Source organism: Parabacteroides sp. PF5-9 (genome assembly GCF_029893105.1).
Taxonomy (GTDB): Bacteria; Bacteroidota; Bacteroidia; order Bacteroidales; family Tannerellaceae; genus JARXWG01.
The window spans coordinates 61,379-87,502 of sequence record NZ_JARXWG010000004.1; the positions used below are offsets into that span (position 1 = coordinate 61,379).

Consider the following 26,124-nt stretch of genomic DNA (forward strand, 5'->3'; position numbering starts at 1 on the left):
TTCACTTCTACCTGAACAGTTATGAATACTATTCTTTCATTTTATAGCTGATATATGCAAACCGTTTACTATCGGGCGCCCAGGAATTCACGTTGATCGTGCCTTGTCCACCAAAAAGTTCAACGATCGTTTTAGAAGCACCGCCTTCAGCCGGCATTAACCGAAGTTTTACATTTTTATTTGCCGGATGGTCACCTGGTTTCACATCGTCTTTATTGTAGGAGATATAAACGACCTGTTTGCCGTCCGGTGAAATATGTGGAAACCATGAGTTCAGCGTTTCATCATGTGTCATCTGTGTCTGTTCGGAGCCATCTGCTTTCATCCGCCAGGCCTGCATCAGTCCGCTACGAACAGAATTAAACCAGATATATTTTCCGCAAGGCGAATATTCCGGACCATCGTCTAATCCTTCGGCAGTAGTCAGACGAACCTCTTCTCCGCCTTCAGCCGGAATGACATAGACATCGAAATTTCCGTCTCGTTGTGCACAATAGGCCAGTTGTTTTTTATCCGGACTCCAGCCGTGTAGATAACTGGGAGCCAAAGGCGTCACCAAAGTGGGAGTTCCCCCTTCAAAAGGGAACGTATAGATGCGGGATTTACCATCCTCTTTTGTTCCATGGCTGATGGCAATATGTTTACCATCCGAACTGATTACATGGTCGTTGTTGCAACGTGTAGCAAATCCGGTATTGATTTCTATAGGCTCTCCCGGTGAATCGGGAGATACTTTATACAGTTTTCCTCCACTATTATAAACGAGCCATTTCCCGTCAGGTGTCCAGTTAGGCGCCTCTATGTGGTAGGGGAACTCTTTAATAACAACATGTTTACCGGTGGTCGTATCATATATTTCCAGATAGCTGATCACATTTGTCCGTTGCGCAAATGTTGTAGTAGCCATCAGGAAAAGGCCTAAAATAAGAGAAGTTGTCTTTTTCATGATCTACAATTGTTATGTTTAATTCTTAGTTGTTAGTCGTTTTAATCGCATTAAAGCTTCCACATAATAATAATCGGCATAGGTCAAAGGGACATCCACTTCACTGTTTCCCGGCAGATGGCCTGTGCAATGCATAATCGTGAAATAACGATTTGTGCCCGGTTCGGCCAAATAATCCGGAGAAGAGAGTGAGCGAATCTGCTCTTCGGCAAAAGCGAGGCATTGCGCACCGAAATCACCAGTGATCAACTGACTCAATTCGATCAAAGCCGAAGCCATAATCGCAGCAGCAGACGCATCACGATAGGTGTTAGGAATGTCCGGGCTATCAAAATCCCAGTAAGGTACTTTGTCTTCCGGCATACGCGGATGATTCATCAGGAAGAGCGCGATATTACGTGCTTGTTCGAAATATTCCGGTTTGCCTGTTTCACGCGCCATCACCACATAGCCATACAGTCCCCAGGCTTGTCCACGAGCCCATGCCGACTCATGGCTATACCCCTGATGTGTATGTTGCGCGTGCGGAGCCCCCGTGATTGTATCGTAGGAAACAACATGATAACTGCTATAATCAGGACGAAAATGATGATTCATCGTTTTTTTAGCATGCGAATCTGCGATTTCATAAAATTGCTGATCGCCGGTTTCCTTTGACATGACGGTGAAAAATTCCAGATTCATCATATTATCAATAATCACCGGGTATTGCCAGACCTCTTTATTGAAATCCCAGGATCTGATCGCACATACAGTCGAATTATAGCGGGTTGCCAACGAATGAGCGCCTGTAATCATAATTTCTTTATACTGCGGATTTTGGGTAATTCGGTAGCCATTCCCATAACTGCAATAGAGCATAAAACCCAAGTCATGCGTATTGGTCATGTTTTTAGCCGGTTCTACCCGGTCGGTATACATCTCTGCATATTTCTTCAGTTCAGGAGTCGAGCTGTTTTCATACAGATACCATAATTCTCCGGGGAAAAATCCACTGCACCACCAGCCGTAATCGCTGGTTTGTAATGTTCCGTCAGGTTTTATGGTTCGCGGGAAACGTCCCTCTTCCCCTTCCAGTTCTTTCGCCATGAGTACAGATTGCTGGGTGGCGACACTCAGGCCGCGTTCGATCACGTCTGATAGTGGTTCTTTCTTCTCTTCGCCGGTGGAACAAGCTGTAACTATTAACGTGACAGCAACGATAAAAGTGGTCGATAGTTTCATGATATCTAAAGGATAAATTGTGTTTGCGCAAACATACGGATATTTTTTTTATTCTTTATTCATCAGTTAAGTATAAATGTATCAAACGACAAAGAGATGTTTTCTATCTTTACTTCAATGTGCGATTACCAGCTCAACTGTTTAAAGCGCAGCATTATCATTTTGTTATTAAAAACAAACGATTACTGACATAAATCACAAAAAACACCTATTCTATTAACTCGTACTTTGTCTCTTTTTACTCAACCAGGCACCGTTTTGAATCATTTTAGGCCAAACATCGACTATTTATTCCGATTTATTCCTGTTCATCTTTCCAATTTCCCCTGAAGATTTTAAAAATGGTGCAGATGACTTCGGAAGAACATCTAAATGGTTCGGGTCAATCATCAGCATCATTTTTTTTAGGGGTCGAAAACGGGTGAAAAAACGGGCGAAAAAACGGAAATTTCTCTCCAGAAGGAGAATTTTGTCAGATCGTAAAAATAGGCAAGATAAAATGAAAATCAAGCTATCTCTTAAAAATAAACTCCAAATCCTGCCCGTATTTTCAACGGTGCTTGTGGCCTATTTCAAATAGACGAATCTCGGAGGGGGTCAAATGACAAAGTGTAAAAACTGACAGATTGTAACCTTGCTTATTGATGTTGGTTTGTCTTGATTCTTTTAGGGAGGCTCACGGATAAATCACCATTTTTATGTAAGTTTGAGCCATTATTTATCGTTTGATCTAAAATACAGAAACAACATGGCACAATCCGGAAGATTACTCTCGCTTGATGTGATGCGGGGAATTACGATTGCAGGAATGATTATGGTCAACAACCCCGGTTCGTGGGGAACGGTGTACGCCCCTTTACGACATGCCCAATGGGACGGATTAACTCCGACCGACCTTGTTTTTCCTTTCTTTATGTTTATAATGGGCGTATCGATGTTTTTCTCCTTACGCAAATACGACTTCAAACTCTCCAGGGAGAGCGTCTTTAAAGTGGTCAAAAGAACGGTATTGATTTTTCTCGTCGGACTGGGGCTGAATCTTTTCGGGCTCCTACTCAATAACGGATCGTTGGAGAACTTAAGGATTCTGGGTGTTATGCAACGCCTGGCGCTGGCATATGGTGTCGGTTCGTTGATAGGTCTTGCGGTCAATCACAAATATCTGTTGCATATTGCCGCGGGAATTTTGGTTTTCTACTGGGCTTTATTGGGATTGACCGACAGTACTATCTTGTCGGAGCAAAACATCATCGCATGGGTCGACCGTACCTTATTCGGCGCTTCTCATATGTATAAAGATACCATGGCCGATGGCACCCGTATCGCTTTTGATCCGGAAGGTTTTTTGAGTACGATAGGGAGTGTGGCGCATGTGTTGATTGGTTTTTATGTCGGAAAAATGATCATGGATAGTAAAAAGAACAATGAACTGATCATTCGCAACCTGTTTATTTTGGGTACAATCCTTTTGTTTGGAGGCTTGTTACTCCATTACGGATGTCCGATCAATAAAAAAATATGGAGCAGTACGTTTGTGTTGACAACCTGCGGATTAGGTTCCCTGTTTTTAGCGTTACTGATCTGGATTATCGATATCAACGGGAAAAAGAGATGGACCTTGTTTTTCGAATCGTTCGGCATCAATCCACTTTATTTGTATGTACAGGCCTCGTTGTTGGCTACTTTATTCAGTAAGATCGGGTTCTCCGGATTGATGTATAACTCTGTTTTCCAACCGGCGTTTGGAAATTATCTCGGTTCGTTGGTCTGGGCGGTGTTCTTTGTTGTTGTGAACTGGATACCCGGTTATTTCCTTTATAAGAAACAGATTTATATCAAACTCTGATACTATTTTTATACAGGTCTAAAAATCAGATATATGGCAGAACCTTTTAAGAATATGTACAATGAGCAGTTTTTCGATATATTAACGAAAGACTTCATGCTCGTTATCCCCGACTTTGACGCCCGCGCGTTTGTGGCTCAAGTTATGGATGAAGAATGGGAAAACAGAGAACTCAAACAGCGTACTGCACACATTGCAACAGTTCTGAAAAAGTTTATGCCGGCAGATTACAAAGAGGCAATCGCAAAAATACTCGAACTGCTGGATCGTATAGAATCCAGATATCCGCATTGTTCGAAAATAGATGATACGAAGTACGGCTTACTGTTAGAGTATGGGGGGATTTTGGATAATTATGTCGAACAGTATGGACTGGACGATTACGAGACCTCTGTTGAGGCGATAGAGCGCATCACCCAGTTTACAAGCTGCGAATTTGTGACTCATGCATTTATCGTCAAATACCCGGACAAAATGATGGCGCAAATGTTGGCTTGGTCGAAGCATGCGCATTGGGGAGTCAGGCGACTTGCTTCAGAAGGTTGTCGGCCACGCCTTCCTTGGGCAATGGCTTTGCCGAATCTGAAAAAAAATCCTGCGCCGATCATTCCTATATTGGAAAATCTTAAAAACGATCCGGCACGATTTGTGCGACTGAGTGTTGCCAATAATCTGAATGATATTGCAAAAGACAATCCCCAAGTGGTGATTGATTGGGTGAAAAAATGGCAAGGAGAGTCGGATGCAGTCGATTGGATCATTAAGCATGGCTGCCGAACACTCTTAAAACAAGGTCATCCGGAAGTGATGGCGTTGTTCGGTTTGGCTGCTGTAAAGGATGTCCGTATTGAAGATTTTCAGATTTTAACACCTGAAGTGAAGGTCGGTCATTCGTTGGAGTTCCGTTTTAGCCTACTGAATAATAGTGATAAAAAAGCGAAAATACGACTGGAATACGGGTTGTATTACCAAAAGGCGAATGGTACATTGTCGAAAAAAGTCTGTAAAATCAGTGAAAAAGATTACACAGCAAATTCGACTACACAGATTATCCGAAAACACTCTTTTAAAGTAGTGACAACGCGAAAACTTCATCCCGGACTTCATCAGGTTGCTGTTATAATCAACGGGAATGAATTTGAAAAATATGCTTTTAAACTGGTTGAATGACTATGGTAAGAAGAAAGCTGTCCGAATCTAATCGGACAGCTTTTATTCTAATCAATTTTTCCATTTAAGTTCAGGCTAATTCGAATAAGGGCGCTTACATGATACTAAACACGCGACAAGTTGAAATTGTTTAACAAACGACGAAATCTTAGTACATTTTTTGGCTAAGTAGAGAAAAAAAACGACTTTTGTCTGTATGATGAATCAACCTTTAGCAGAACGATTACGTCCGAAAACCTTGGATGATTATATCGGACAGAAACATCTGGTAGGTGAAGGAGCGGTATTGCGTAGAATGATTGAAGGCGGACGGATACCTTCGTTTATCTTATGGGGACCTCCTGGCGTTGGAAAAACAACATTGGCACAGATTATCGCCAATAAACTGGATGCTCCCTTTTATACCCTCAGTGCGATCAGTTCGGGAGTGAAAGATGTACGGGAGGTTATCGAGAAGTCGAAAAATAACCGTTTTTTCAATACCGTTTCTCCCATTCTTTTTATTGATGAGATTCACCGTTTCAGCAAATCTCAACAAGACTCTTTATTGAATGCCGTGGAGAGGGGAGTGGTTACTTTAATCGGAGCGACAACAGAGAACCCTTCTTTCGAAGTGATCCGGCCATTATTATCCCGCTGTCAGGTGTATGTCTTGAAGTCGTTGGATAAGAATGACCTATTGACTTTATTGCATAAAGCGATTACGGAAGATATTGTCTTAAAAGAGAAGGCTATTCAGCTGACTGAGACGACCGCCCTTTTACGTTATTCGGGAGGGGATGCCCGGAAGCTACTCAATATCCTTGAACTGGTCGTCTCGGCCGAGGAAGGAAGCCAGATCGAGATTACGGATGAGAAGGTTGTTGAACGGTTACAGGAAAATCCTGCGGCTTATGATAAAGGGGGTGAGATGCATTATGATATTATTTCAGCCTTTATCAAATCTATTCGCGGAAGTGATCCGGATGCAGCCATCTACTGGCTGGCCAGGATGGTCGAAGGGGGCGAAGATCCGGAATTTATTGCCCGCCGCCTGTTGATCTCTGCTGCCGAAGATATCGGGTTGGCCAATCCGAATGCGCTGTTATTGGCCAATGCCTGTTTTGAAGCGCTCAAAAAAATCGGTTGGCCCGAAGGACGTATTATTCTCGCCGAGACAACTGTCTATCTGGCAACAAGCCCGAAAAGTAACTCGGCCTATCTGGCTATAGACGAAGCGATTGCTGCGGTTTCAAATACAGGTAATCTGCCTGTCCCCTTGCATTTACGGAATGCACCTACCAAATTGATGAAAGAACTGGACTATGGAAAAGAATATAAATATGCACATAGCTATGAAGGGAATTTTGTCAAACAAGATTTCTTACCTCCGGAAATCGCTCATGAACGGTTTTGGAAAGGGCAGCAAAACCCGGCTGAAAGTAAGTTGGTTGAATCTATGAAGCGATTGTGGGGAGAGCGCTACGAATGATAAAATGATTTATATCGATTGATTTTTCTTTCAAAAAGATTGTCGGTGGTGGATAAATATGTACATTTGCTGCCTATTTCAACAATAATAATATTCTAAAAAAGACATGGGTATGAAGAAGCACAATTTTTATGCAGGTCCTTCTATATTGAGTGAATATACGATAAAAAACACGGCTATTGCAGTCGAGGATTTTGCGGGTACAGGGTTGTCGATCCTGGAAGTCTCTCACCGAAGCAAAGAATTTGTGGCTGTATCGGATGAAGCACGGGCATTAATCAAAGAGTTGCTGGATATACCTGCTGGCTACGACGTTCTTTTTCTCGGTGGTGGCGCCAGTATGCAATTTTGTATGGCTCCTTTCAATTTATTGAAGAAGAAAGCGTCTTATCTGGATACCGGCACCTGGGCTTCTAACGCCATTAAGGAGGCGAAGTTTTTTGGTGAGATCGATGTGGTCGCCTCATCCAAAGAGGCCAATTATTCCTATATCCCCAAAGGGTATTCAATCGCCGGGGATTCGGATTATTTCCATTTTACATCCAACAATACCATCTATGGAACAGAGATGCGCTATGACCCGGATTTAAAAGTCCGTCTGGTTTGCGATATGTCTTCCGATATCTTCTCTCGTCCGATTGATATCTCTAAATACGATCTGATCTATGCCGGAGCACAAAAGAATCTGGGGCCGGCAGGTGTGACAGTGGTTATTGTCCGCGAAGAGGCGTTAGGTCAGGTCGATCGTCCTATTCCTACCATGCTTGATTATCGTACACATGTGAAGAAAGAGTCGATGTTTAACACACCTCCTGTTTTGCCAATTTTCTCTGTGTTGCAAACATTGAAATGGTATAAAATGCAGGGAGGAGTGGAAGCGTTGGAGCAGAATAATCTTGAAAAAGCAGCTATCCTGTACGATGAAATAGATCGTAACAAGTTGTTTAAAGGAACAGCTGCTACTGAAGACCGTTCCATCATGAATGTCTGCTTTGTGATGAATGAAGCGTATCAAGAACTGGAAGAGGAATTTGCCAAATTTGCGGCAGCAGCCGGAATGGTCGGAATCAAAGGACACCGTTCTGTCGGTGGTTTCCGTGCATCCATCTATAATGCGATGCCTAAAACGAGTGTAGAAGCGTTGGTTCAAACAATGAAAGCGTTTGAAAAACAACATTAATAAATGGCGAGAATTATTCCTTATACACAAGAACCCAAACAAGTGGAGAAAACCGTTTTCTTCACTGCTGTAAATATAGATAAAATGAAAATTTTAATCGCAACAGATAAGCCGTTTGCACCCATTGCTGTGAACGGCATACGAAAAGTGGTCGAAGACGCCGGAATGGAATTATTTCTGTTGGAAAAATATACAGAGAAAAAACAGTTGTTGGAGGCTGTGGCCGATGTTGATGCTATGATCATCCGAAGTGATATCATCGATAACGAAGTGTTTGATGCAGCTAAAAAACTGAAGATCGTTGTTCGGGCTGGTGCCGGTTACGACAATGTTGATCTGGCTGCGGCAACGGCTCACAATGTAATTGTTATGAATACCCCTGGACAAAACTCTAACGCCGTTGCCGAATTGGTTTTTGGAATGTTGGTTTATGGCGTTCGTAATCTCTTTAACGGTACATCCGGAACGGAACTGAAAGGGAAGAAATTGGGCATCTTGGCCTATGGTAATGTGGGGAGAAATGTTGCCCGTATTGCAAAAGGATTTGGTATGGATGTGTATGCCTATGACGCGTTTACCCCTGTCCAGGCGATCGAGAAGGATGGTGTGAAAGCTGTTGCTTCCACAGAAGAGTTATTCAAAATGACCCAGGTTGTGTCATTACATATCCCGGCAACACCGGAAACGAAAGGGTCGATTAACTTCAATCTGATGAACTCAATGCCGAAAGGAGCTGTTGTTATCAATACGGCGCGAAAAGAGGTGATGGATGAAGCCGGATTGGTTCAAATGTTTGAGGAACGTCCTGACTTTAAGTATCTCTCGGATATCAAACCGGGAAATGATCTTGAGTTGAATGAAAAATATCCGGATCGCTATTTCGCCACTCCTAAAAAAATGGGTGCTCAAACAGCAGAAGCAAATATAAACGCAGGAATTGCGGCAGCCGAACAAATTGTTGATTATCTTAAAAACGGGAATACCACCTTTCAGGTAAATAAATAAAATCACCATGAGAATTAAACCTTTCAAAGGAATACGTCCGCCAAAACAATGGATTGAAGAAGTCGCTTCACGTCCCTATGATGTACTAAATTCGGAAGAAGCGCGTGAAGAAGCAAAAGGGAACGAGAAATCGTTGTACCGCATTATCAAACCGGAAATAGATTTCCCGGAAGGAACAGACGAACATGATCCGGCGGTTTATCTGAAAGCGGCAGAGAACTTCAACTTATTCCAGGAGAAAGGTTGGTTAATACAGGATCAGCAGGATCATTATTATGTGTATGCACAGACAATGGAAGGGCGTACACAATATGGTCTGGTGGTTTGTGCCTGTGTGGAAGATTATATGAACGGGAAAATCAAAAAACATGAACTGACCCGTCGCGATAAAGAAGAAGACCGCATGAAACATGTGCGCATAAATAATGCGAATATCGAACCGGTCTTTTTTGCTTACCCCGACAACAGTGAACTGGAGAAGCTTGTCGCCAAATATACCGCCCGTCGTCCGGAATATGATTTCGTAGCAAAATTGGATAGCTTCGGACATACTTTCTGGATCATTGATGAGGAGAAAGATATGATACGGATCACGGAGTTGTTTGAACAAATGCCGGCGCTTTATATTGCTGACGGACACCACCGCTCGGCTGCAGCCGCTCTTGTTGGTGCGGAAAAAGCGCAGCAGAACCCCAACCATAATGGGGATGAAGAGTATAATTACTTTATGGCTGTCTGTTTTCCAGCCGGCCAATTGACGATTATAGACTACAACAGGGTTGTTAAAGACTTGAACGGTTTAAGTGATGAAGATTTTTTGAATAGACTATCCAAGAACTTTATTGTAGAAGAGAAGGGGCAGGAAATATATAAACCGACTGAACTGCATAATTTTTCGCTTTATCTGTCCGGAAAATGGTATTCGCTGACAGCAAAACCGGGCACATACGATGATAATGACCCTATAGGCGTATTGGATGTGACTATATCTTCCAATTTGATTCTGGATGAGTTGTTAGGTATTAAAGATCTCCGGTCGGATAAACGAATCGATTTTGTGGGCGGAATCCGCGGATTAGGTGAACTGAAAAAACGGGTAGACAATGGAGAGATGAAAGTGGCATTAGCGCTTTATCCGGTAACGATGCAGCAGTTGATGAACATAGCCGATACGGGTAATATCATGCCTCCAAAAACGACTTGGTTTGAACCTAAATTACGATCAGGATTAGTCATTCATAAACTGGATTGAGAATATTTACCGGCAGATTACATACAGCCTATGGCTAAAATAAATATTTTTGTATGCCATTAGGAAAATATGATAACTAATAAAAAATAGGTTGTATGACACATGATGAAATTGCGTGTATTCTTGAACAGGAAGCTGTAGCTATCCGGAATATACCTGTAACAGACCAATTTGATAAAGCGATATCCCTGATCGTTGAATCCGTACATACACAAGGTGGTAAGTTGATTACCAGCGGAATGGGAAAAGCCGGGCAAATAGCTACGAATATTGCTACCACATTTAGTTCTACCGGCACACCGGCTGTATTTCTGCATCCCAGTGAAGCGCAACATGGCGACTTAGGTATTGTCAGAACAAAGGACGTGATGTTGCTGATATCTAACTCAGGTAAGACCCGTGAATTAATTGAATTGATCGAACTTACCCGTGGGTTAGTTCCTGAAATGAATTTTATCGTTATCACAGCCAATCCAAGTAGTCCGTTGGCCTCCGAGGCGAATGTATGCCTTGAAACCGGAGCACCTGAAGAAGTTTGTCCGTTAGGATTAACCCCAACTACCTCTACGACAACGATGACAGTGATCGGCGATATTCTGGTTGTCGGAACAATGAAAAAAATAGGTTTCAATAACAAAGATTACGCCCTCCGCCATCATGGGGGATATCTGGGTTCAAAAAGCCGGGCACAAAGTAAAAACGAATAGTAGCAGAAAACAGTATGCGCAAAGTCATCGGTGTAGGTGAAACCATTCTGGATATTATTTTTAAAGAGAACCAACCTCATAGAGCGGTGCCGGGAGGTTCTGTCTTTAACGGATTCGTCTCACTAAGCCGCTTGGGGCTTCCATTGGCTTTTATCAGCGAATTGGGTGATGACCGCGTAGGAAAGATTATCCGCACATTTATGGAAGAGAACAATCTGACAACAGAGTATGTCAATTGCTTCCCTATTGGGAAAAGTCCGCTCTCATTAGCTTTCCTGGATGAAGAGCACAATGCGCAATATACCTTCTACAAAGATTATCCCTCTCAACGGCTGGATATGGACTTTCCTGAAATCAATGAAGATGATCTATTAATTTTCGGATCCTATTATGCACTAAATCCGGTTTTACGTCCGCGTATAGTTGAACTATTGCAATATGCCAAAGAGCGCAAGGCGATCCTTTACTATGACCCGAATTTCCGCAAAGCACATATGCATGAAGCGATCTCTCTGATGCCTACTGTATTGGAAAACCTGGAACTGGCCGACATTGTCAGAGGATCGGATGAGGATTTTTCCAATCTATTCGGCCATATGCCTATAACTAAAGTCTATAATGATCATATCCGCTACTACTGTCCAAACTTCATTGCAACACATGGAGCAGAAGGAGTTAACCTTTTTACAAAAGAAACGCATAAACATTTTGATGTCGACCGGATTCAGCCGGTAAGTACTATTGGAGCCGGAGATAATTTCAATGCGGGTATTCTCTATGGACTCCTGAAATACGGTATTGGACATGCAGCACTTACGACAATGATAGAGGAAACATGGGATAAGATCATTCGCTGCGGGATCGATTTGGCGTCTGAGGTCTGTCAGAGTTATGACAATTACATTTCAAAGGAATTTGCGTCACAATACCTTCAGTAATATTAAATATCATTAACTGACCGTCCTGGAATGATTGAATTTATTTATCTTTGTGTTTGTTGTGTATTCATCATTAAATACAATGTTTAGAAATATTTTCTTTCTCATTTCCAGTGCAATTCTGTCTGCCGGTTGTTCGGATGATAAACCGAATATTCTTGCGCTTTGTGAGCGTGATGATATAGGAAATTATATTATTAAGTGGGAAACAGAACCTGTGATGACCGGTTCGATGAAGATATATGTCTCCGACTCTCCGGATGTTTTTCCAAATACGAACCCGGTTGTTTATGCCCGTATAGAAGATGGTATTGCACGTTACGTGACTCAGGATAATTTTACCCGTAAATATTTCCAGCTTTCCCTGAATGAGAAATACCATCAGGTGGTCGGTTCCCGGTTTATTGAAATGGAGAGAGTGCAGAACTTGCGTGATCTCGGCGGGTATGCTGATAAACGTCAAAAAAATATACGCTGGGGAAAGATATACCGATCTGGTGATTTGACCACTTTGACCCAATGGGATGAAATGCGACTGACACAACTTGGGATAAAAACGATTATTGATCTTCGAGATGACGACGAAGTCGCTCTTTACGGACCAACAAAATATACCGAAGCCAATGTCATTCGAATTCCTATTGTCGGGAATAATTTGGAACAAATTATCCCACGGATTTACGAAGAACGTATGCGTAAGAGGGATGCACTTATCTATATGCAGGATTTATATCTCAGATATATCCATACCAATATAACTGCTTTTAGGCAGATCTTTGAATTATTTGAAGATCAATCGAATTATCCGATTCTCTTTAGTTGTCAATTGGGAAAAGATCAGAGTGGTATTGTTGCCGCTTTGTTGTTGGCTGCATTAGGTGTGACGGAAGAATCGATCATCCGCGACTATGTGGCATCGAACGATTATATTGATGTTTCGTTACTGCCTTATTCCATACAGGATATGTCGACCGAAACACAGGAGACAGTGACAATTCTCTTATCATCGACCGAATCATTGATGAATTTTACGATACAAAGTATTAACCGGGAATATGGCTCATTGGATCACTATTTAACTGAAGAATTACAACTGACAGATAAAAAGCGAGAAGCCCTGAAAGAGATATTACTTAATTAACACCGTAATACAGGATTATTTACCTACCTTTGTGCCCTTACAATAATTTATAATTTATTTTTTGAAAACATTTGAAGAGTTAGGAGTTGCCTCCTCCATATTACAGGCAATTCAGGAAATGGGTTACGAATCACCCATGCCCGTACAAGAAGAAGTGATTCCTTTGTTACTGGGTGAAGATAACGATGTAATAGCACTGGCACAGACCGGTACAGGTAAAACCGCCGCTTTTGGCATCCCCATTCTACAAAAAATAGAAGTTGATAAAAAATACCCACAGGCTCTTATTCTTTGTCCTACCAGGGAGTTGTGTCTGCAAATTGCAGACGATCTCAACGATTATTCCAAATATATCGATGATCTGAAAGTACTTCCTGTCTACGGTGGTTCAAGTATTGATAGCCAGATAAAGTCTTTGAAACGGGGAGTTCATGTCGTGGTGGCTACTCCCGGACGTTTACTCGACTTAATGAATCGTAAGACGGTCGATCTTGGTAAAATCAGAAACGTCATTCTTGATGAAGCGGATGAAATGCTGAATATGGGTTTCACGGAAAGTATTAACGCCATTCTTGCCGAAGTGCCGGCTTCAAGAAATATGTTACTGTTTTCCGCCACGATGCCGCAAGGCATAGCCAATATTACCCGTAAATACATGAAATCTCCTAAGGAGATTGTGATCGGAAAGAAAAACGAGGGGAATAAAAATATCAAGCATATCTACTATATGGTCAGGGCACAGGATAAATACCTGGCATTAAAACGTATTGCTGACTTTTATCCCAATATCTACGGAATTATTTTCTGCAGAACCCGTAAAGAGACCCAGGAGATTGCCGACAAGCTGATACAGGACGGCTATAATGCCGATTCATTGCATGGTGAATTGAGTCAGGCGCAAAGAGATTATGTCATGCAGAAATTCCGGATTAAGAACCTGCAATTATTGGTTGCTACCGACGTGGCTGCCCGTGGTCTTGATGTGGATGATTTGAGCCATGTGATCAACTATGGACTTCCTGATGACACCGAGTCTTATACACATCGCAGTGGACGTACAGGCCGTGCCGGAAAAACCGGTATCTCGATCTCCATCTGTCATGTCAAAGAAAAAGGGAAAATACGGGAGATCGAACGAATCATCAATAAAACCTTTGAAAAAGGAGAAATGCCCAGTGGCAAGGATATTTGTGAGAAACAATTATTCAGCCTGGTCTCTCAGATTGAGAAAGTGAAAGTCGATGAAGAAGAAATTGCTTCCATCATGCCTTCTATTTTCAGAAAACTCGAATGGCTTGATAAAGAAGATATCATTAAACGTGTCGTGTCCCTGGAATTCAACCGTATAATCGATTACTACAAAGATGCGGATGAAATTGAAGTTGTTGATGAACGTTCGGCACGTATGGAGCGGGATGATCGGAAAAACGGAAAAAGTTCAAATCGTCGTAATAATGAAGCTGAACCGGGATTTACCCGTTTCTTTATCAATTTCGGGAAGAGTGACGGCTTATTCCCCAATCAACTAATCGAACTGGTCAATAAATGCGTTCCAGGCAAAGTCCGTATTGGAAAGATAGATCTGTATGAGAACTTCTCTTTCTTTGAAGTAGAGTCCGAGGAGAGTAAACGGGTGATGACTCGGATGAATGGATTCGAACTCGAAGGACGTAAAATCTCTGTCGAACCTGCTCAAGGGGGATCTTCAAACGGCAGAAACAAACGGAAAGAGGGGCGTTCGACTTACGGCGGAAAACGTAAAGATGAAGGAGGAGATGCGCCTTTCTACAATCGATTCGACAAACAAAAACGGAACAGCGATAAACCTTGGAGACGTTCTTCTTCTGAAAGAAATAGCCGAAAAAGACGATAATATATAAGGAGAGGCTTACAAAGAGAGACGTTCTTTCAATAGCTTATATCCTGAATTACTTGCCTTGAGACTCATACCATTTTTTAATTTAACATGGTATGAGTCTTTTCTGAATAACTCAACACGTAAAATATATTCGGTGTTCACGATTGATGAACGATGAATACGAACAAATGATTCTGCCGGAAGATGTGTCTCGTAATATTTCATCGTTTGCTCCTTAATATATTGTCCCGAATGGGTAAAAAAAGTGACGTAATCCCCACTTGCCTGAATACAGCATAATTCATTCAAATGAATGATATGAATACGTGCACCGTCTTTGATTGAAATTTTATCCAATACCGCCTTGTGCTCAGCTTCTTGTGCCATGATCCTTTCAGTCTTTTCAACTTCAAGTTTTTCGTTCTTCAGCAACAGCTGATACCATTGCAATAAAATGATCCAACTCAAAATACCGATTAATAAGCGCAAGGGTAAGCTCTGTCGGAAAATAGACATATCCTCCATATCCAGAAACAATAAAACAGTAAAACTGACTCCCAGACAAATCACCTGCGACAGGATAGCGATTAACACATGTGCCTGCCAGACAGACACAAAATGAATCATGTACCACATGAAAAAACCGGCAGTAGCTAATAGGCTAATGGTGATTACACTATCTGTCAGGGCTATCTGCGAAGGCATATCGGTGTAATACACAAACAATCCCCACTGTACCACAATGACAGCGAATACCAGTAAAATACCTGTCAGTTTTTTGTTGAAAGATTCAGTAAACGGATGTGGCAACATAATTAATTTTTAATTTCAATACCACTGAACGTAATATCACCGCGAATAATTAATTTATGGGTATAGTCAATCTCTTGACTTACCAAACGTTTATCATCAATTCCACTCATTGTCGTATCCGCTTCAATAAACAGATTCCATGTAGAAGGGATAAAAATCTCTATGCCGCCAAACGAAGCATCGATATCGATGAAAGTCAACTCCCCTTCCAACTTTGTCCTGCGTAAATCCAACGAAACGGAACCAAAAGAAACGTCAATATCGGCCCCTTTAAAAAACGGGTCAAGCACAATATGTTTAGTGCCTCCGAAACTCACATCAGAGAAAATAAAGCCATCCTCCGTTTTATAATTATTCTCTTGCTTTTCTTCTCTATGATGGTGGTTGCTTTTATGTCTTTTCCGGGGCACTAATTTCAATAGAATAGCGATCCCTACTAAAATCAGCATCACAGGCCAGAAAGAATATGCCCATTCAAAACCTAAAGAGAGTTCGGGAAGAAGAAAATAAAAACCGACTCCTATTAGAATGAATCCACCTACGATATTGCGTTTGATCAGCATCACTGATCCAAGAACCACTAACAACATTTGCCATGAAACAATAACCCCCACAATAAACGGATCAAATAAACCCATTTCGCGTCCCATAAGCAAGAGGCCGACAACGATAAAAACCAGGGCAGTCACAACAATATTGAGTTTACGATGCCAATGCGGATGTTCAAATCGATTAGATACCATAATTATTTGTATTAAATTTTTACTACAAATATACGTGCATCCCTCGTATACTGCCAACCCAAAACCGCTTGATTTCATAACATTCCCGACCAATACCCGATTATTCCCGTTAAAAACAGAGATTATCCTGAGGCAATTGTCGACAAATAGGCAAAAAAAAGAAACAATAAAGAGAGATTTGAGGTTACTCAAATTAAAAGTCTTACATTTGCGGCCGAATTGGTTTTAATATCCTGCTGTCGCGGATATAAATTAAAAGGGAATCGGGTGAAAATCCCGGACAGTCCCGCTGCTGTGAAGCTCTGTTAATATCCTGAAAAACACCTTGGCCACTGGGCAAATTGCGAAAAGCAATTTGCAATGGACAATTGACAATTGATAATTGACAATTAAATCTCCCGGGAAGGCATTCAGGATTGGAGTCAGTCAGAAGACCTGCCATTCAATCTAAGGCTGTTTTTCTCGTGGGTTAGAAATATAGTTCACTTAATTATAATAAAAAGCGATTTTGATCGCCGGTTAGTATGGATTGGATAAATGATTTATTATGGGGAGAGGGAATTGCACATTCCATCCTTATCCTTGCTGTGACAATCGCAGTAGGCATTCAATTGGGTAAAATAAAATTGTTTGGAGTCTCTTTAGGAGTGACACTCGTTCTTTTTGTCGGTATTCTGTTAGGCCATTTCGGATTTCAGATAAATTCTCAGATACTCCATTTCTTCAAAGAGTTCGGTTTGATTCTCTTTGTTTTTTCTGTCGGTATGCAGGTAGGACCTGGTTTCTTCTCTTCTTTCAAAAAAGGAGGGATTACATTGAATCTGTTAGCCACAGCCATTGTCCTTTTAGGAGCCGTAACGACAGTCATTATCCATTTTACAACAGGTATTCCAATGGCTACTATGGTCGGGATTATGTCGGGGGCGGTGACCAACACTCCTGGTCTGGGTGCTGCTCAACAAGCATATACTGATCTGTTTCATGCCCCTGATGAAACCATTGCATTAGGATACGCCGTCGCCTATCCGTTAGGCGTAGTCGGTATCATTCTTTCCCTCTTATGTATACGATACATTTTCCGTATCCGTTTTGAAAAAGAGACTACAGAGATCGAAAAAGAAGAAAACAATCAGACACATGGTGCCACTCCGATCTCGCTCGTTGTTAAAAACCCGGCTATTTTCAATAAAAGTATCGGAGAACTTTGTACTTTACTCAAACACCGTGAGTTTGTCATCTCACGTATTATGTATAAAGCGAATAACCTGATCGAGATAGCCAAAGCAGAAACCATCCTGCACGAAGAAGACCGTATCTTTATTATCACTACCGAAGAGGATGCCGAAACCATAAAAACATTTATCGGTGAGGAGATTCAAATGGATCGTAAACAATGGATCCCTGCTGATACACAATTTATCAGCCGACGTATTCTGGTCACCAAACCCGAACTGAACGGGAAAAAACTGGGAGACCTGCAACTAAGGCGTCTTCATGGTATCAATATCACACGCCTTAACCGGTCGGGAGTAGACCTGGTAGCTACCCCGGGATTGAACCTGCAGGTCGGCGACCGTTTAACCGTTGTCGGAAGTGAGGTCGCTGTCAATAAAGTAGCTACCCTGTTAGGAAACTCTTTAAAACATCTGAACGAACCCAACCTGATCACCATCTTTATCGGTATCGCATTAGGGGTTATTCTGGGTAGTATCCCTATCCAATTCCCGGGAATCCCACAACCCGTCAAATTAGGGTTGGCAGGAGGACCATTGATTGTCGCTATCCTGATCAGTCGTTTTGGATACCATTACAAACTGATTACCTATACCACCCAAAGTGCCAATCTTATGCTTCGCGAAGTAGGGATAACGATCTTCCTGGCTTGTGTCGGCTTGGGGGCAGGAGAGGGCTTTGTAGACACCATCATTAACAAAGGAGGGTATACCTGGGTCGGATACGGATTCATCATTACGACCTTACCTTTGTTGATTATAGGTAGTATAGGGCGTTATTTTTTCAAAATCAATTATTTCACCCTGATGGGATTGTTAGCCGGAAGTACGACCGATCCTCCGGCACTGGCTTATTCGAATGCAACAGCCGGAAACGATTATCCGGCCGTAGGATATGCAACGGTCTATCCCATCACCATGTTTTTGCGCGTATTGACAGCCCAACTATTGATCCTCCTTTTTTATGCATAAAAAGGAGGATTACCACATCTTGATCTGAATATTGCGTGAATTAATTACCGGATAAAGTAAATACTGAGGTTCCAGTCGACGCTGTAAGTGATTGTATTCATAATTAACCCCTACGCCCAGACCGAAATTCTCATTAATCTTAAATTCAGCCGCTCCTCCTACATTGGTGTGATAATAAAACGGGTTCATCATCAAATGGGGATTCTTGCGTTCATCACCATAATGCGTATAAGTACCCCAGCCGCGTAAAGTCATCCAATCCGTCAGTTCATAGCCCAGACGCAACTCCGCACCTCCGAAAAGTTCAGGACTGGAATTAAACGGGGTATAAAAACGACCCGCAAAACCGCCCCCGTAAACCGTCAGATCACCTGTTTTCCATAGCATTCCCGAACTGATAGTCGTTACCCCTCCGGCACCAGGCCAGGTCTGCTGCTGTCCTGTGGTAAGCCATGTTGTACGCTCCGTCAAAGTAACCATCGATGTCTCATGAAAATCGAACGCCATAGGAGAAACGCGGCGCAGCATCGGCGCATATACGTTGAAGAACGGCTGATAAGCCCCCGATAAGACACGCATATCCATCGGACGATCCATCACAGACGTCTCGAAAATATCCGGACTATATGCCCGAAGCATAGAATCCATGCGGAGATTCATCGAAGGAGTATAGGTTGGAATCGCAGGTTCGGGAAGATGGAAGTTAAAAATCTTTTTAGGAGGAATAAACAGATCCTTCCCCTCGTGATTTATTGTCATGGTCGAGCCCGACTGAGCCTGTACAACAAACATACAACATAAAAACAGTACAACCAACCAATATCTTTTCATAGCAACCTCCTGTTTTTTGTCGCAATTTACAGGATATAACCGAAATACACAAGTGTCATCAAGTACGGGAACAGATATTCTCATTTGCACTCTGTTAAAAAAACACCTTTGGATTCGTCCGAAGATGCCGCGTTTCGTCTGTAAATTCTCGTCAAAAAACAACAGATGCAGAAGCGTTAATTTTATTAGATATGTCTATCAATGCACTCCGTAACACTCCTAATTCGCTTTTTGTGAATTGTGCGGGTTTTCCGTTTACGATGTTACCGTTTAAGCGTTGATAAAACCACTGAGGGCTTTTTTTGAAGTACGTTTTAGCAAGATAGGATACGGATATGACAGGCAATACGGCATTTAATTTGTCGCGTATCAATTCCGCATTTGTATCCCTCACACTTTCAAGTGCTGCAACTGCAACTGCATTTGCATCCTTGTCACAGAGCAACCGTATTTCTTCCTGAATCGTTTCAAATTCTTTATCGGTTTTCGCTTGAACATATTTTTCTTTTAATGCATCTATTTTATCTCTCATACTTATTTGTTTTACAGCCTCCTAAAGGCGTATTTTACATCTGTTTTAAAATCTCTATGAGCTTATCAATTTCATCGTTTAAAAAGCTAAGGGTTTTTTGTGCTCCTTCACGCCCTTTGAGTTCGTTAAAGAGCGCGAGGTAAAAAAGCAACTCCTTTTCGTACTTTCTTCTTTCTTTTGTTTTCTGTTTCATCCATTGCTTTTTGACTACACAAATATAATAACAATTATGTTATTAATAAGCCATTTCAGCAACTATTTTCATGCTTTATAACACAAAACGTCCCGGCCTTCACAAGGCCGGACGTTTAGTGCGGGAACAATCTGTGTGATCTTTACATTTTCTTCCATTTGAAACTAATATAACTCACATTAAATCACGATCGCATAGAAATAAAAACATGATTTTAATGTGAGTTTGATATAAAAGATGAGTTTCAAATGGAAGAGTACTTGAAGATATTTAGAGGTTAGTGCCCTTTTATCTATTGGCTAAGGCCGATCTCCGATTGCCGGGGTGCCTTCAGCCTGTCTTTCTATCTCTTGCCGGGGTGCTTCAGCCCCCGGTTGACAATTTCATGAACACAGTTCATTCCTATGTGGGCTTTAGCCCCCAACTAATCATCAGGGGTTGAAACCCACATAGGATTTTTATTATTTATTCTTCACTGTCCGGGGGCTGAAGCGCCCCGGCAATAGATATAAAACTGCTATCTGGAATGATCAAATCTTACACAATCTGTCAGTTTTAACAATTTGTCATTTGACCCCCTTTGTGACTTCCCTATTTGGAGGCAACTACAGACCTCTCCGAAGAAATCGCAAGGATTTGGGATTTATTTTTAGGAGAGGTGTTGATTATCATGTTTTCCTTCCGGTTTTTGTGAGTCTGAAAAAATCACCCTTTTGGAGAGAAATTTTCGTTTTTTTGCCCATTTTTTCGCTCGTTTTCGACCCTCTAAAAATTCATCTGCATGACTGAGTGAAACTATTTAGATGTTTCTCCAAGGTTATCTGCATGATTAAAAAAATCATTTAGATAAATTCAACGTGTGATGCAGAAGAAATAGGCAAACACCAGCACCGTTTTGGTAAAAAAGCAAGAAAAGACCACCTGTTTGATCCAAATCTGCCAAAATGCGAGTTCGTGGAAAATGAACTTTTGTTTATTTATGTCACAAATATACTGTTTTTGACGACAAAATAACAGAATCAATAAGCCGTGCGAATCGATCGTTTAAACTGTACCGCTAACAGCAAAATGATACGGTATTTTTTATCGATTTATCCTGGATATGATCAAAAGTCATTATATTTATGAACTTTAAATCTATCTAATCATGAGAAAACTAGTATGCATGGCCCTGTGGATAATGACATCCACAACTATTATGCTGGCACAGGGCAGCCAGATTTTTGAGACGCGTACCATCAAAAGTTCCATTCTTAATGCAGAACGCAATTATGCTGTCTATCTCCCTCAGGGATACGATCAAACCGATCAGAGTTATCCTGTATTATACCTCTTGCATGGAGGAGGGGATGATCATACGGGATGGGTACAATTCGGGCAAGTACAACACATTGCCGACAAAACAATCGCTGAAGGAAAGGCCGGGCCTATGATTATTGTTATGCCCGATGCCAATACGGGTAAACGTGGTTATTTTAATGATATACAAGGGGATTTCAACTACGAAGATTTTATCTTCCAGGAACTGATCCCGCACATTGAAAAAACATATCGTGTACGTTCGGAAAGACGATACCGTGCAGTTGCCGGGCTATCCATGGGAGGGGGAGGAACCATTTTCTATGCCCTGCGTCATCCCGAACTCTTTGCAGCAGCAGCTCCCTTAAGTGCATCTACCGGTAGCTGGGATATCGAGCAAGTCAAAACCCGTTTTGCCAATGCCCAACCGAAGCTAAATAACAAACAGATCGAGGCGTATTTCAAAAATAATAACATTGAAAGCGTTCTCGATGCAGCATCAAAAGAGAATCTCGAACAGATCAAACGGATACGCTGGTACATCAGCTGTGGAGATGACGACTTCCTTTATGAAGGCAATAGTATGATGCACATCCTGTTCAAAAAGAGAGAAATCCCTCACGAATATAGAGTTAAAGACGGTGCACATACTTGGACGTATTGGCGTATGGAACTCCCACTTGTATTGGAGTTTGTAGCCAAATCATTTATGCAACATTGATCAAAGTAACCCTCATTTTTCTTCTTATATAGGACTAAAAAACATTCATCTCTTTCCCCTCTCTTTTGTGGAGAGGGGACGGGGGAGAGGTTTAAAGTCGATTTCCAGCTGTCGCGGTCCTTCCGGTCCGACTTTTTCCCCATGACTGATCGATAATCCCATTAACCGGATTTTCTTTTCACTCTCCGTCTGCATCAATAACTCCTTGGATGTGCTCCAGAACACCTGAAAATCTACGACAAAAACCGGCAATGTACGACTGCGTGTAATGACCTCAAAATCGGCATATTTTACTTTCAATGTAATTGTGCGTCCACGGAATCCATCTGCTTCAACCCGCTCCCATACCCTGCGCGCAATATGATACAACTCTACATTCAGCGTTGTCGATTTCTCCAGATCTTTCTCAAAGGTATTCTCTGCACCAACAGATTTACGGATACGGTCCGGAATAACTTTCCGTTCATCGATACCTCTTGCATGATCATAGTACATCCGTCCCGCCTTACCGAAAAGGCGTGTTAAGCCATCCAGGCTCATCCGTTTCAAATCAACGCCCCTGTGAATCCCATTCAGATGCATCTTCTCTGCCGTGACCTTGCCTACGCCAAAGAAACGCTCGATCTCCAGTCTCTCTACAAAAGCTTCCGACTCTTCGGGACGAATCACAAATAAACCATTCGGTTTATTGTAATCGGAAGCTATTTTAGCCAAAAACTTGTTCGTCGCAACACCCGCAGAAGCTGTCAAACCGGTCTGCTCTAATATACGGGTTTTAATCTCCTGTGCTATACGTGTTGCCGAACGGATACCCTTATGATTCTCCGTCACATCCAAAAAAGCCTCATCCAATGAAAGGGGTTCCACTAAATCGGTGTATTCCAAAAAAATAGCCATGATCTGAGAGGAGACTTCTTCGTAAACCTCAAAACGCGGAGAGACAAAAATCAAATGCGGACATTTTCGCAAAGCTGTCGTAGAGGGCATCGCCGAACGAACCCCATAACGCCGTGCTTCATAACTTGCAGCCGCTACAACACCACGCGCTTCGCCATACCCTACGGCCAATGCTTTCCCCCGGTATTCGGGGTGATCCCGCTGCTCCACTGAAGCATAGAAGGCATCCATATCGACGTGAATAATCTTGCGCATACTTACAAAGGTAATTCATTTTAAAGCAAAAACATTCAATCTGTATTTCCCGATGATGCGCTACCTGCTTTAGTTTCTAAAATGATTTACTATTTTTGTATGCAAAACAACTCAATGAATTTTCCCTGGAGTACCCGGACTGCGTTATTATTGGGTGATGATCGGTTGGCCGAATTGTCACAGAAGAATGTATTGGTCGTTGGTTTGGGCGGAGTAGGGGCTTATGCAGCGGAATTAATATGCAGAGCCGGAGTTGGGCAGATGACCATCGTGGATGGTGATACGGTACAAATAAGTAATCTGAATCGACAGATTCCGGCTTTACATTCTACGTTGGAGCAGCCGAAAGCGGATGTTATGGCCAATCGTTTATTGGATATCAATCCGGAGTTGCGTTTGACCTCCTTGAATGAATTTCTGCGCGATGAGCGTACTGAAGAGGTCTTGTCGGAACAAAAATATGACTTTGTCGTAGATGCAATCGACTCGTTAAGTCCTAAAGTATTCTTGTTGTACCATGCCGTACAGAAAGGAATTCCGGTTGTTTCATCCATGGGGGCGGGAGCAAAGGTCGACCCTTCGGCTGTTGCGTTGGCGGATATTTCCAAATCATACAACTGTGCGCTGGCGAAGGTGGTCAGGAAACGATTACGGGCAAAAGGGATTCATAAAGGAGTACCGGTTGTTTTTTCAACAGAAATGGCTAATCCCCATGCGGTAGTGGAGGTAGACAATGAAGTGTGTAAACGTACAATGACAGGTACAGTGTCGTATATGCCGGCTATCTTTGGCTGTTTTCTGGCATCGTATGTCATACAACACATCTAATAACGTAATATACAATAACAATGATTCAAACGAAAGGTATCACAAAAAGTTTCGGTGCGTTACAAGTACTGAAAGGAATTGATTTGTCTATCAATAAAAGTGAGGTTGTGGCCATCGTCGGTCCGAGTGGTGCCGGAAAAACAACGTTGCTTCAGATTATTGGGACTTTAGATAGCCCGGATAGTGGTTCGTTGATGATCAATCAGACAGAGACGAGCCGGTTGAACGATAAAGACCTGGCAGCCTTTCGGAATAAGAATATTGGTTTTGTTTTTCAGTTTCATCAGTTATTACCCGAATTTACAGCACTCGAAAATGTCATGATCCCAGCGTTGATCGGAAAAGAGAAACCGGCGGTTGCCGAGAAACGCGCCAAAGAGATGTTGGATTTTATGAAACTGTCGGATCGAATGGAACATAAGCCGGCAGAGTTGTCCGGTGGTGAAAAGCAACGTGTGGCTGTTGCCCGAGCCTTAATTAATCAGCCGGCTGTTATTTTGGCCGACGAACCTTCGGGTAGCCTGGATACAAAAAATAAAGAGGAGTTGCATGCGCTGTTTTTTGAACTTCGTGATCAGATGAAACAGACATTTGTGATTGTGACACATGATGAGCAGTTGGCGATGCATACCGACCGGGTGATTCACCTGAAAGACGGAGTGGTCATCGATTTATAATACATAAAAACGTTTCGGGATATGGGACAGAATGAGCGGGTAACCTTTGGGAGTAAATTGGGTGTTATATTGGCCACTGTGGGTAGCGCCGTGGGGCTAGGGAATATCTGGCGTTTCCCTTATATGCTTGGCGAGAACGGTGGTGCTGCCTTTTTATTGGTTTATTTTATCTGTATTCTTATTCTCGGGTTGCCGGTTATGCTCACGGAGTTTTTTATAGGAAGACATACCCATCGAAATGCGGCTGGGGCATTTAAGGCAATGGTACCCGGTACGAAATGGAGCCTGATCGGTTATAATGGTGTTTTAGCCGCTTTTCTGATTCTCGGGTTTTATTGTGTGATCGCCGGGTGGACATTGGAATATATCTGGCAATCGGTTACAGGTGGTATGCATGGGAAGGGTGCCGACCAGTTCAAACTCGAATTTGAGACCTTTTCGACGGGAGTCGTGCGACCGATCGCATGGACAATCCTGTTTTTAGGTCTCACGCATGTTATTATTGTTTCGGGCGTGAAGAACGGTATCGAAAGGGCCTCAAAAGTGATGATGCCTTTACTGTTTTTGATTATGGCTGTTTTATGTATTCGTTCGGTGACTTTAGACAATGCAGCGGAAGGACTTGCCTTTTTATTCAAACCCGATTTTACGAAACTCGACTCTTCTGTCATCCTGAGTGGGATGGGGCAGGCGTTCTTTTCATTGAGTATCGGGATGGGGTGTTTGATCACTTACTCTTCTTATTTCAATAAACAGACCAATTTGCAGACCACTGCTTTGCAGGTCACTGTTTTGGATACATTGGTAGCGGTATTGGCAGGGGTGATGATTTTCCCAGCGGTCTTTAGTTTTGGTATTGCTCCGACGGCGGGGCCGGAATTGGTTTTTATTACCTTGCCTAATGTGTTCGGGCAATTGCCTTTCGGATCACTATGGTCGTTTATCTTTTTTGTTTTACTTGGTCTGGCGGCGTTGACATCTACGATCTCTTTGCATGAGGTGGCCACTGCTTATGTGCATGAAGAACATCATATGTCGAGAGGTAAAGCGGCATTACTTGTCTCGTTGGGCGTCTTGATTTTAGGGACAATCAGTTCGTTGTCTTTTGGTGTTCTGAAGACGTATACGGTTATGGGGCTTACTTTCTTTGATTTATTGGATTATGTGACGGCAAAAATAATGCTTCCTTTAGGCGGAATGATGATTTGTGTGTTTGTCGGTTTACGTGTGGACAGGAAAATCCTTAAAGCGGAGTTGACTAATGAAGGAACAATCCCTTTCTATTTCTTTAATACTTACGCTTTTTTCATGAAGTACATCGCTCCCATAGCTATCGGCGTGATTTTTTTGAATGAGTTGGGTCTGATCAAGTGGATGAAAGGATTCTTCTAAA

General features: G+C 42.2%; 23 protein-coding genes and 1 riboswitch. Of the genes, 15 read left to right on the plus strand and 8 right to left on the minus strand.

Annotation, left to right across the window (positions count from 1 at the left end; genetic code table 11):
* Positions 1-28 precede the first annotated feature (28 nt).
* Complete coding sequence (locus M2135_RS03490) at positions 29-946, minus strand: transporter (RefSeq protein WP_280747211.1); 918 nt, start codon at positions 944-946, stop codon at positions 29-31.
* A gap of 18 nt (positions 947-964) precedes the next feature.
* Positions 965-2,170: a glycoside hydrolase family 88 protein gene (locus M2135_RS03495; protein WP_280747212.1), complete on the minus strand. Its 1,206-nt coding sequence runs from the start codon at positions 2,168-2,170 to the stop codon at positions 965-967.
* A gap of 748 nt (positions 2,171-2,918) precedes the next feature.
* On the opposite strand from M2135_RS03495, the gene M2135_RS03500 reads away from it, so the two are divergent.
* The 10 genes from M2135_RS03500 (at position 2,919) to M2135_RS03545 (ending at position 14,753) form a co-directional block, all read left to right on the plus strand.
* On the plus strand, positions 2,919-4,016 hold the full coding sequence (locus tag M2135_RS03500) for a DUF5009 domain-containing protein (protein WP_280747213.1): 1,098 nt from the start codon (positions 2,919-2,921) through the stop codon (positions 4,014-4,016).
* Positions 4,017-4,049: 33 nt separating this feature from the next.
* Positions 4,050-5,186, plus strand: coding sequence for a DNA alkylation repair protein (locus tag M2135_RS03505; RefSeq protein ID WP_280747214.1), 1,137 nt, complete (start codon positions 4,050-4,052; stop codon positions 5,184-5,186).
* A gap of 196 nt (positions 5,187-5,382) precedes the next feature.
* On the plus strand, positions 5,383-6,657 hold the full coding sequence (locus M2135_RS03510; RefSeq protein ID WP_280747215.1) for a replication-associated recombination protein A: 1,275 nt from the start codon (positions 5,383-5,385) through the stop codon (positions 6,655-6,657).
* 112 nt (positions 6,658-6,769) lie between these two features.
* Positions 6,770-7,837 carry a 3-phosphoserine/phosphohydroxythreonine transaminase gene (serC, locus tag M2135_RS03515; RefSeq protein ID WP_280747216.1) on the plus strand — a complete coding sequence of 356 codons (1,068 nt, stop codon included), beginning with the start codon at positions 6,770-6,772 and terminating at the stop codon, positions 7,835-7,837.
* Positions 7,838-7,921: 84 nt separating this feature from the next.
* Positions 7,922-8,842: an NAD(P)-dependent oxidoreductase gene (locus tag M2135_RS03520; RefSeq protein ID WP_280747335.1), complete on the plus strand. Its 921-nt coding sequence runs from the start codon at positions 7,922-7,924 to the stop codon at positions 8,840-8,842.
* A 7-nt stretch (positions 8,843-8,849) separates the two neighbouring features.
* Positions 8,850-10,094, plus strand: a complete 1,245-nt coding sequence (locus tag M2135_RS03525; protein WP_280747217.1) for a DUF1015 domain-containing protein — start codon at positions 8,850-8,852, stop codon at positions 10,092-10,094.
* Positions 10,095-10,189: 95 nt separating this feature from the next.
* The gene (locus M2135_RS03530; RefSeq protein WP_280747218.1) at positions 10,190-10,801 is read left to right on the plus strand and encodes an SIS domain-containing protein; all 612 of its coding nucleotides are present in this window, start codon (positions 10,190-10,192) and stop codon (positions 10,799-10,801) included.
* Positions 10,802-10,815: 14 nt separating this feature from the next.
* A complete protein-coding gene (locus M2135_RS03535) occupies positions 10,816-11,739 on the plus strand; it encodes a carbohydrate kinase (RefSeq protein WP_280747219.1) in 924 nt (307 codons plus the stop codon).
* 82 nt (positions 11,740-11,821) lie between these two features.
* Positions 11,822-12,880 (plus strand): tyrosine-protein phosphatase, encoded by a 1,059-nt coding sequence (locus M2135_RS03540; protein ID WP_280747220.1) that lies wholly within the window; start codon positions 11,822-11,824, stop codon positions 12,878-12,880.
* 118 nt (positions 12,881-12,998) lie between these two features.
* Positions 12,999-14,753 carry a DEAD/DEAH box helicase gene (locus M2135_RS03545; RefSeq protein WP_280747336.1) on the plus strand — a complete coding sequence of 585 codons (1,755 nt, stop codon included), beginning with the start codon at positions 12,999-13,001 and terminating at the stop codon, positions 14,751-14,753.
* A gap of 15 nt (positions 14,754-14,768) precedes the next feature.
* Here M2135_RS03545 and M2135_RS03550 read toward each other — a convergent pair whose 3' ends face one another.
* Positions 14,769-15,551, minus strand: a complete 783-nt coding sequence (locus M2135_RS03550; RefSeq protein WP_280747221.1) for a LytTR family DNA-binding domain-containing protein — start codon at positions 15,549-15,551, stop codon at positions 14,769-14,771.
* Positions 15,552-15,553: 2 nt separating this feature from the next.
* Positions 15,554-16,294: a DUF5668 domain-containing protein gene (locus tag M2135_RS03555; protein ID WP_280747222.1), complete on the minus strand. Its 741-nt coding sequence runs from the start codon at positions 16,292-16,294 to the stop codon at positions 15,554-15,556.
* 203 nt (positions 16,295-16,497) lie between these two features.
* Positions 16,498-16,752, plus strand: a riboswitch (cobalamin riboswitch).
* Between the two features lie 66 nt (positions 16,753-16,818).
* Between M2135_RS03555 and M2135_RS03560 the strand changes: the two genes are divergently transcribed.
* Positions 16,819-18,498 carry a putative transporter gene (locus M2135_RS03560; RefSeq protein ID WP_280747223.1) on the plus strand — a complete coding sequence of 560 codons (1,680 nt, stop codon included), beginning with the start codon at positions 16,819-16,821 and terminating at the stop codon, positions 18,496-18,498.
* 9 nt (positions 18,499-18,507) lie between these two features.
* On the opposite strand, the gene M2135_RS03565 is transcribed toward M2135_RS03560, so the two are convergent.
* The 3 genes from M2135_RS03565 to M2135_RS03575 all read right to left on the minus strand — a co-directional run bounded on the left by M2135_RS03565 (position 18,508) and on the right by M2135_RS03575 (position 20,054).
* Positions 18,508-19,329 (minus strand): hypothetical protein, encoded by an 822-nt coding sequence (locus M2135_RS03565; RefSeq protein ID WP_280747224.1) that lies wholly within the window; start codon positions 19,327-19,329, stop codon positions 18,508-18,510.
* A gap of 151 nt (positions 19,330-19,480) precedes the next feature.
* Positions 19,481-19,861: a DUF5053 domain-containing protein gene (locus tag M2135_RS03570; RefSeq protein ID WP_280747225.1), complete on the minus strand. Its 381-nt coding sequence runs from the start codon at positions 19,859-19,861 to the stop codon at positions 19,481-19,483.
* Positions 19,862-19,895: 34 nt separating this feature from the next.
* Positions 19,896-20,054 carry a hypothetical protein gene (locus tag M2135_RS03575; protein ID WP_280747226.1) on the minus strand — a complete coding sequence of 53 codons (159 nt, stop codon included), beginning with the start codon at positions 20,052-20,054 and terminating at the stop codon, positions 19,896-19,898.
* A gap of 1,147 nt (positions 20,055-21,201) precedes the next feature.
* On the opposite strand from M2135_RS03575, the gene M2135_RS03580 reads away from it, so the two are divergent.
* Positions 21,202-22,074 carry an alpha/beta hydrolase-fold protein gene (locus tag M2135_RS03580; RefSeq protein WP_280747227.1) on the plus strand — a complete coding sequence of 291 codons (873 nt, stop codon included), beginning with the start codon at positions 21,202-21,204 and terminating at the stop codon, positions 22,072-22,074.
* Between the two features lie 45 nt (positions 22,075-22,119).
* Here M2135_RS03580 and dinB read toward each other — a convergent pair whose 3' ends face one another.
* Complete coding sequence (gene dinB, locus M2135_RS03585) at positions 22,120-23,226, minus strand: DNA polymerase IV (RefSeq protein WP_280747228.1); 1,107 nt, start codon at positions 23,224-23,226, stop codon at positions 22,120-22,122.
* A gap of 114 nt (positions 23,227-23,340) precedes the next feature.
* Here dinB and M2135_RS03590 point away from each other — a divergent pair, with 114 nt between their 5' ends.
* Genes M2135_RS03590 through M2135_RS03600 form a run of 3 tightly spaced genes read left to right on the plus strand, consistent with a single transcriptional unit; the run spans position 23,341 to position 26,123 of the window.
* Entirely contained in the window at positions 23,341-24,054 is a 714-nt protein-coding gene (locus M2135_RS03590; protein WP_280747229.1) for a tRNA threonylcarbamoyladenosine dehydratase, read from the plus strand.
* A gap of 20 nt (positions 24,055-24,074) precedes the next feature.
* Positions 24,075-24,731 carry an ABC transporter ATP-binding protein gene (locus M2135_RS03595; protein WP_280747230.1) on the plus strand — a complete coding sequence of 219 codons (657 nt, stop codon included), beginning with the start codon at positions 24,075-24,077 and terminating at the stop codon, positions 24,729-24,731.
* A 21-nt stretch (positions 24,732-24,752) separates the two neighbouring features.
* Positions 24,753-26,123, plus strand: a complete 1,371-nt coding sequence (locus tag M2135_RS03600) for a sodium-dependent transporter (protein WP_280747231.1) — start codon at positions 24,753-24,755, stop codon at positions 26,121-26,123.
* Position 26,124: the final 1 nt, after the last annotated feature.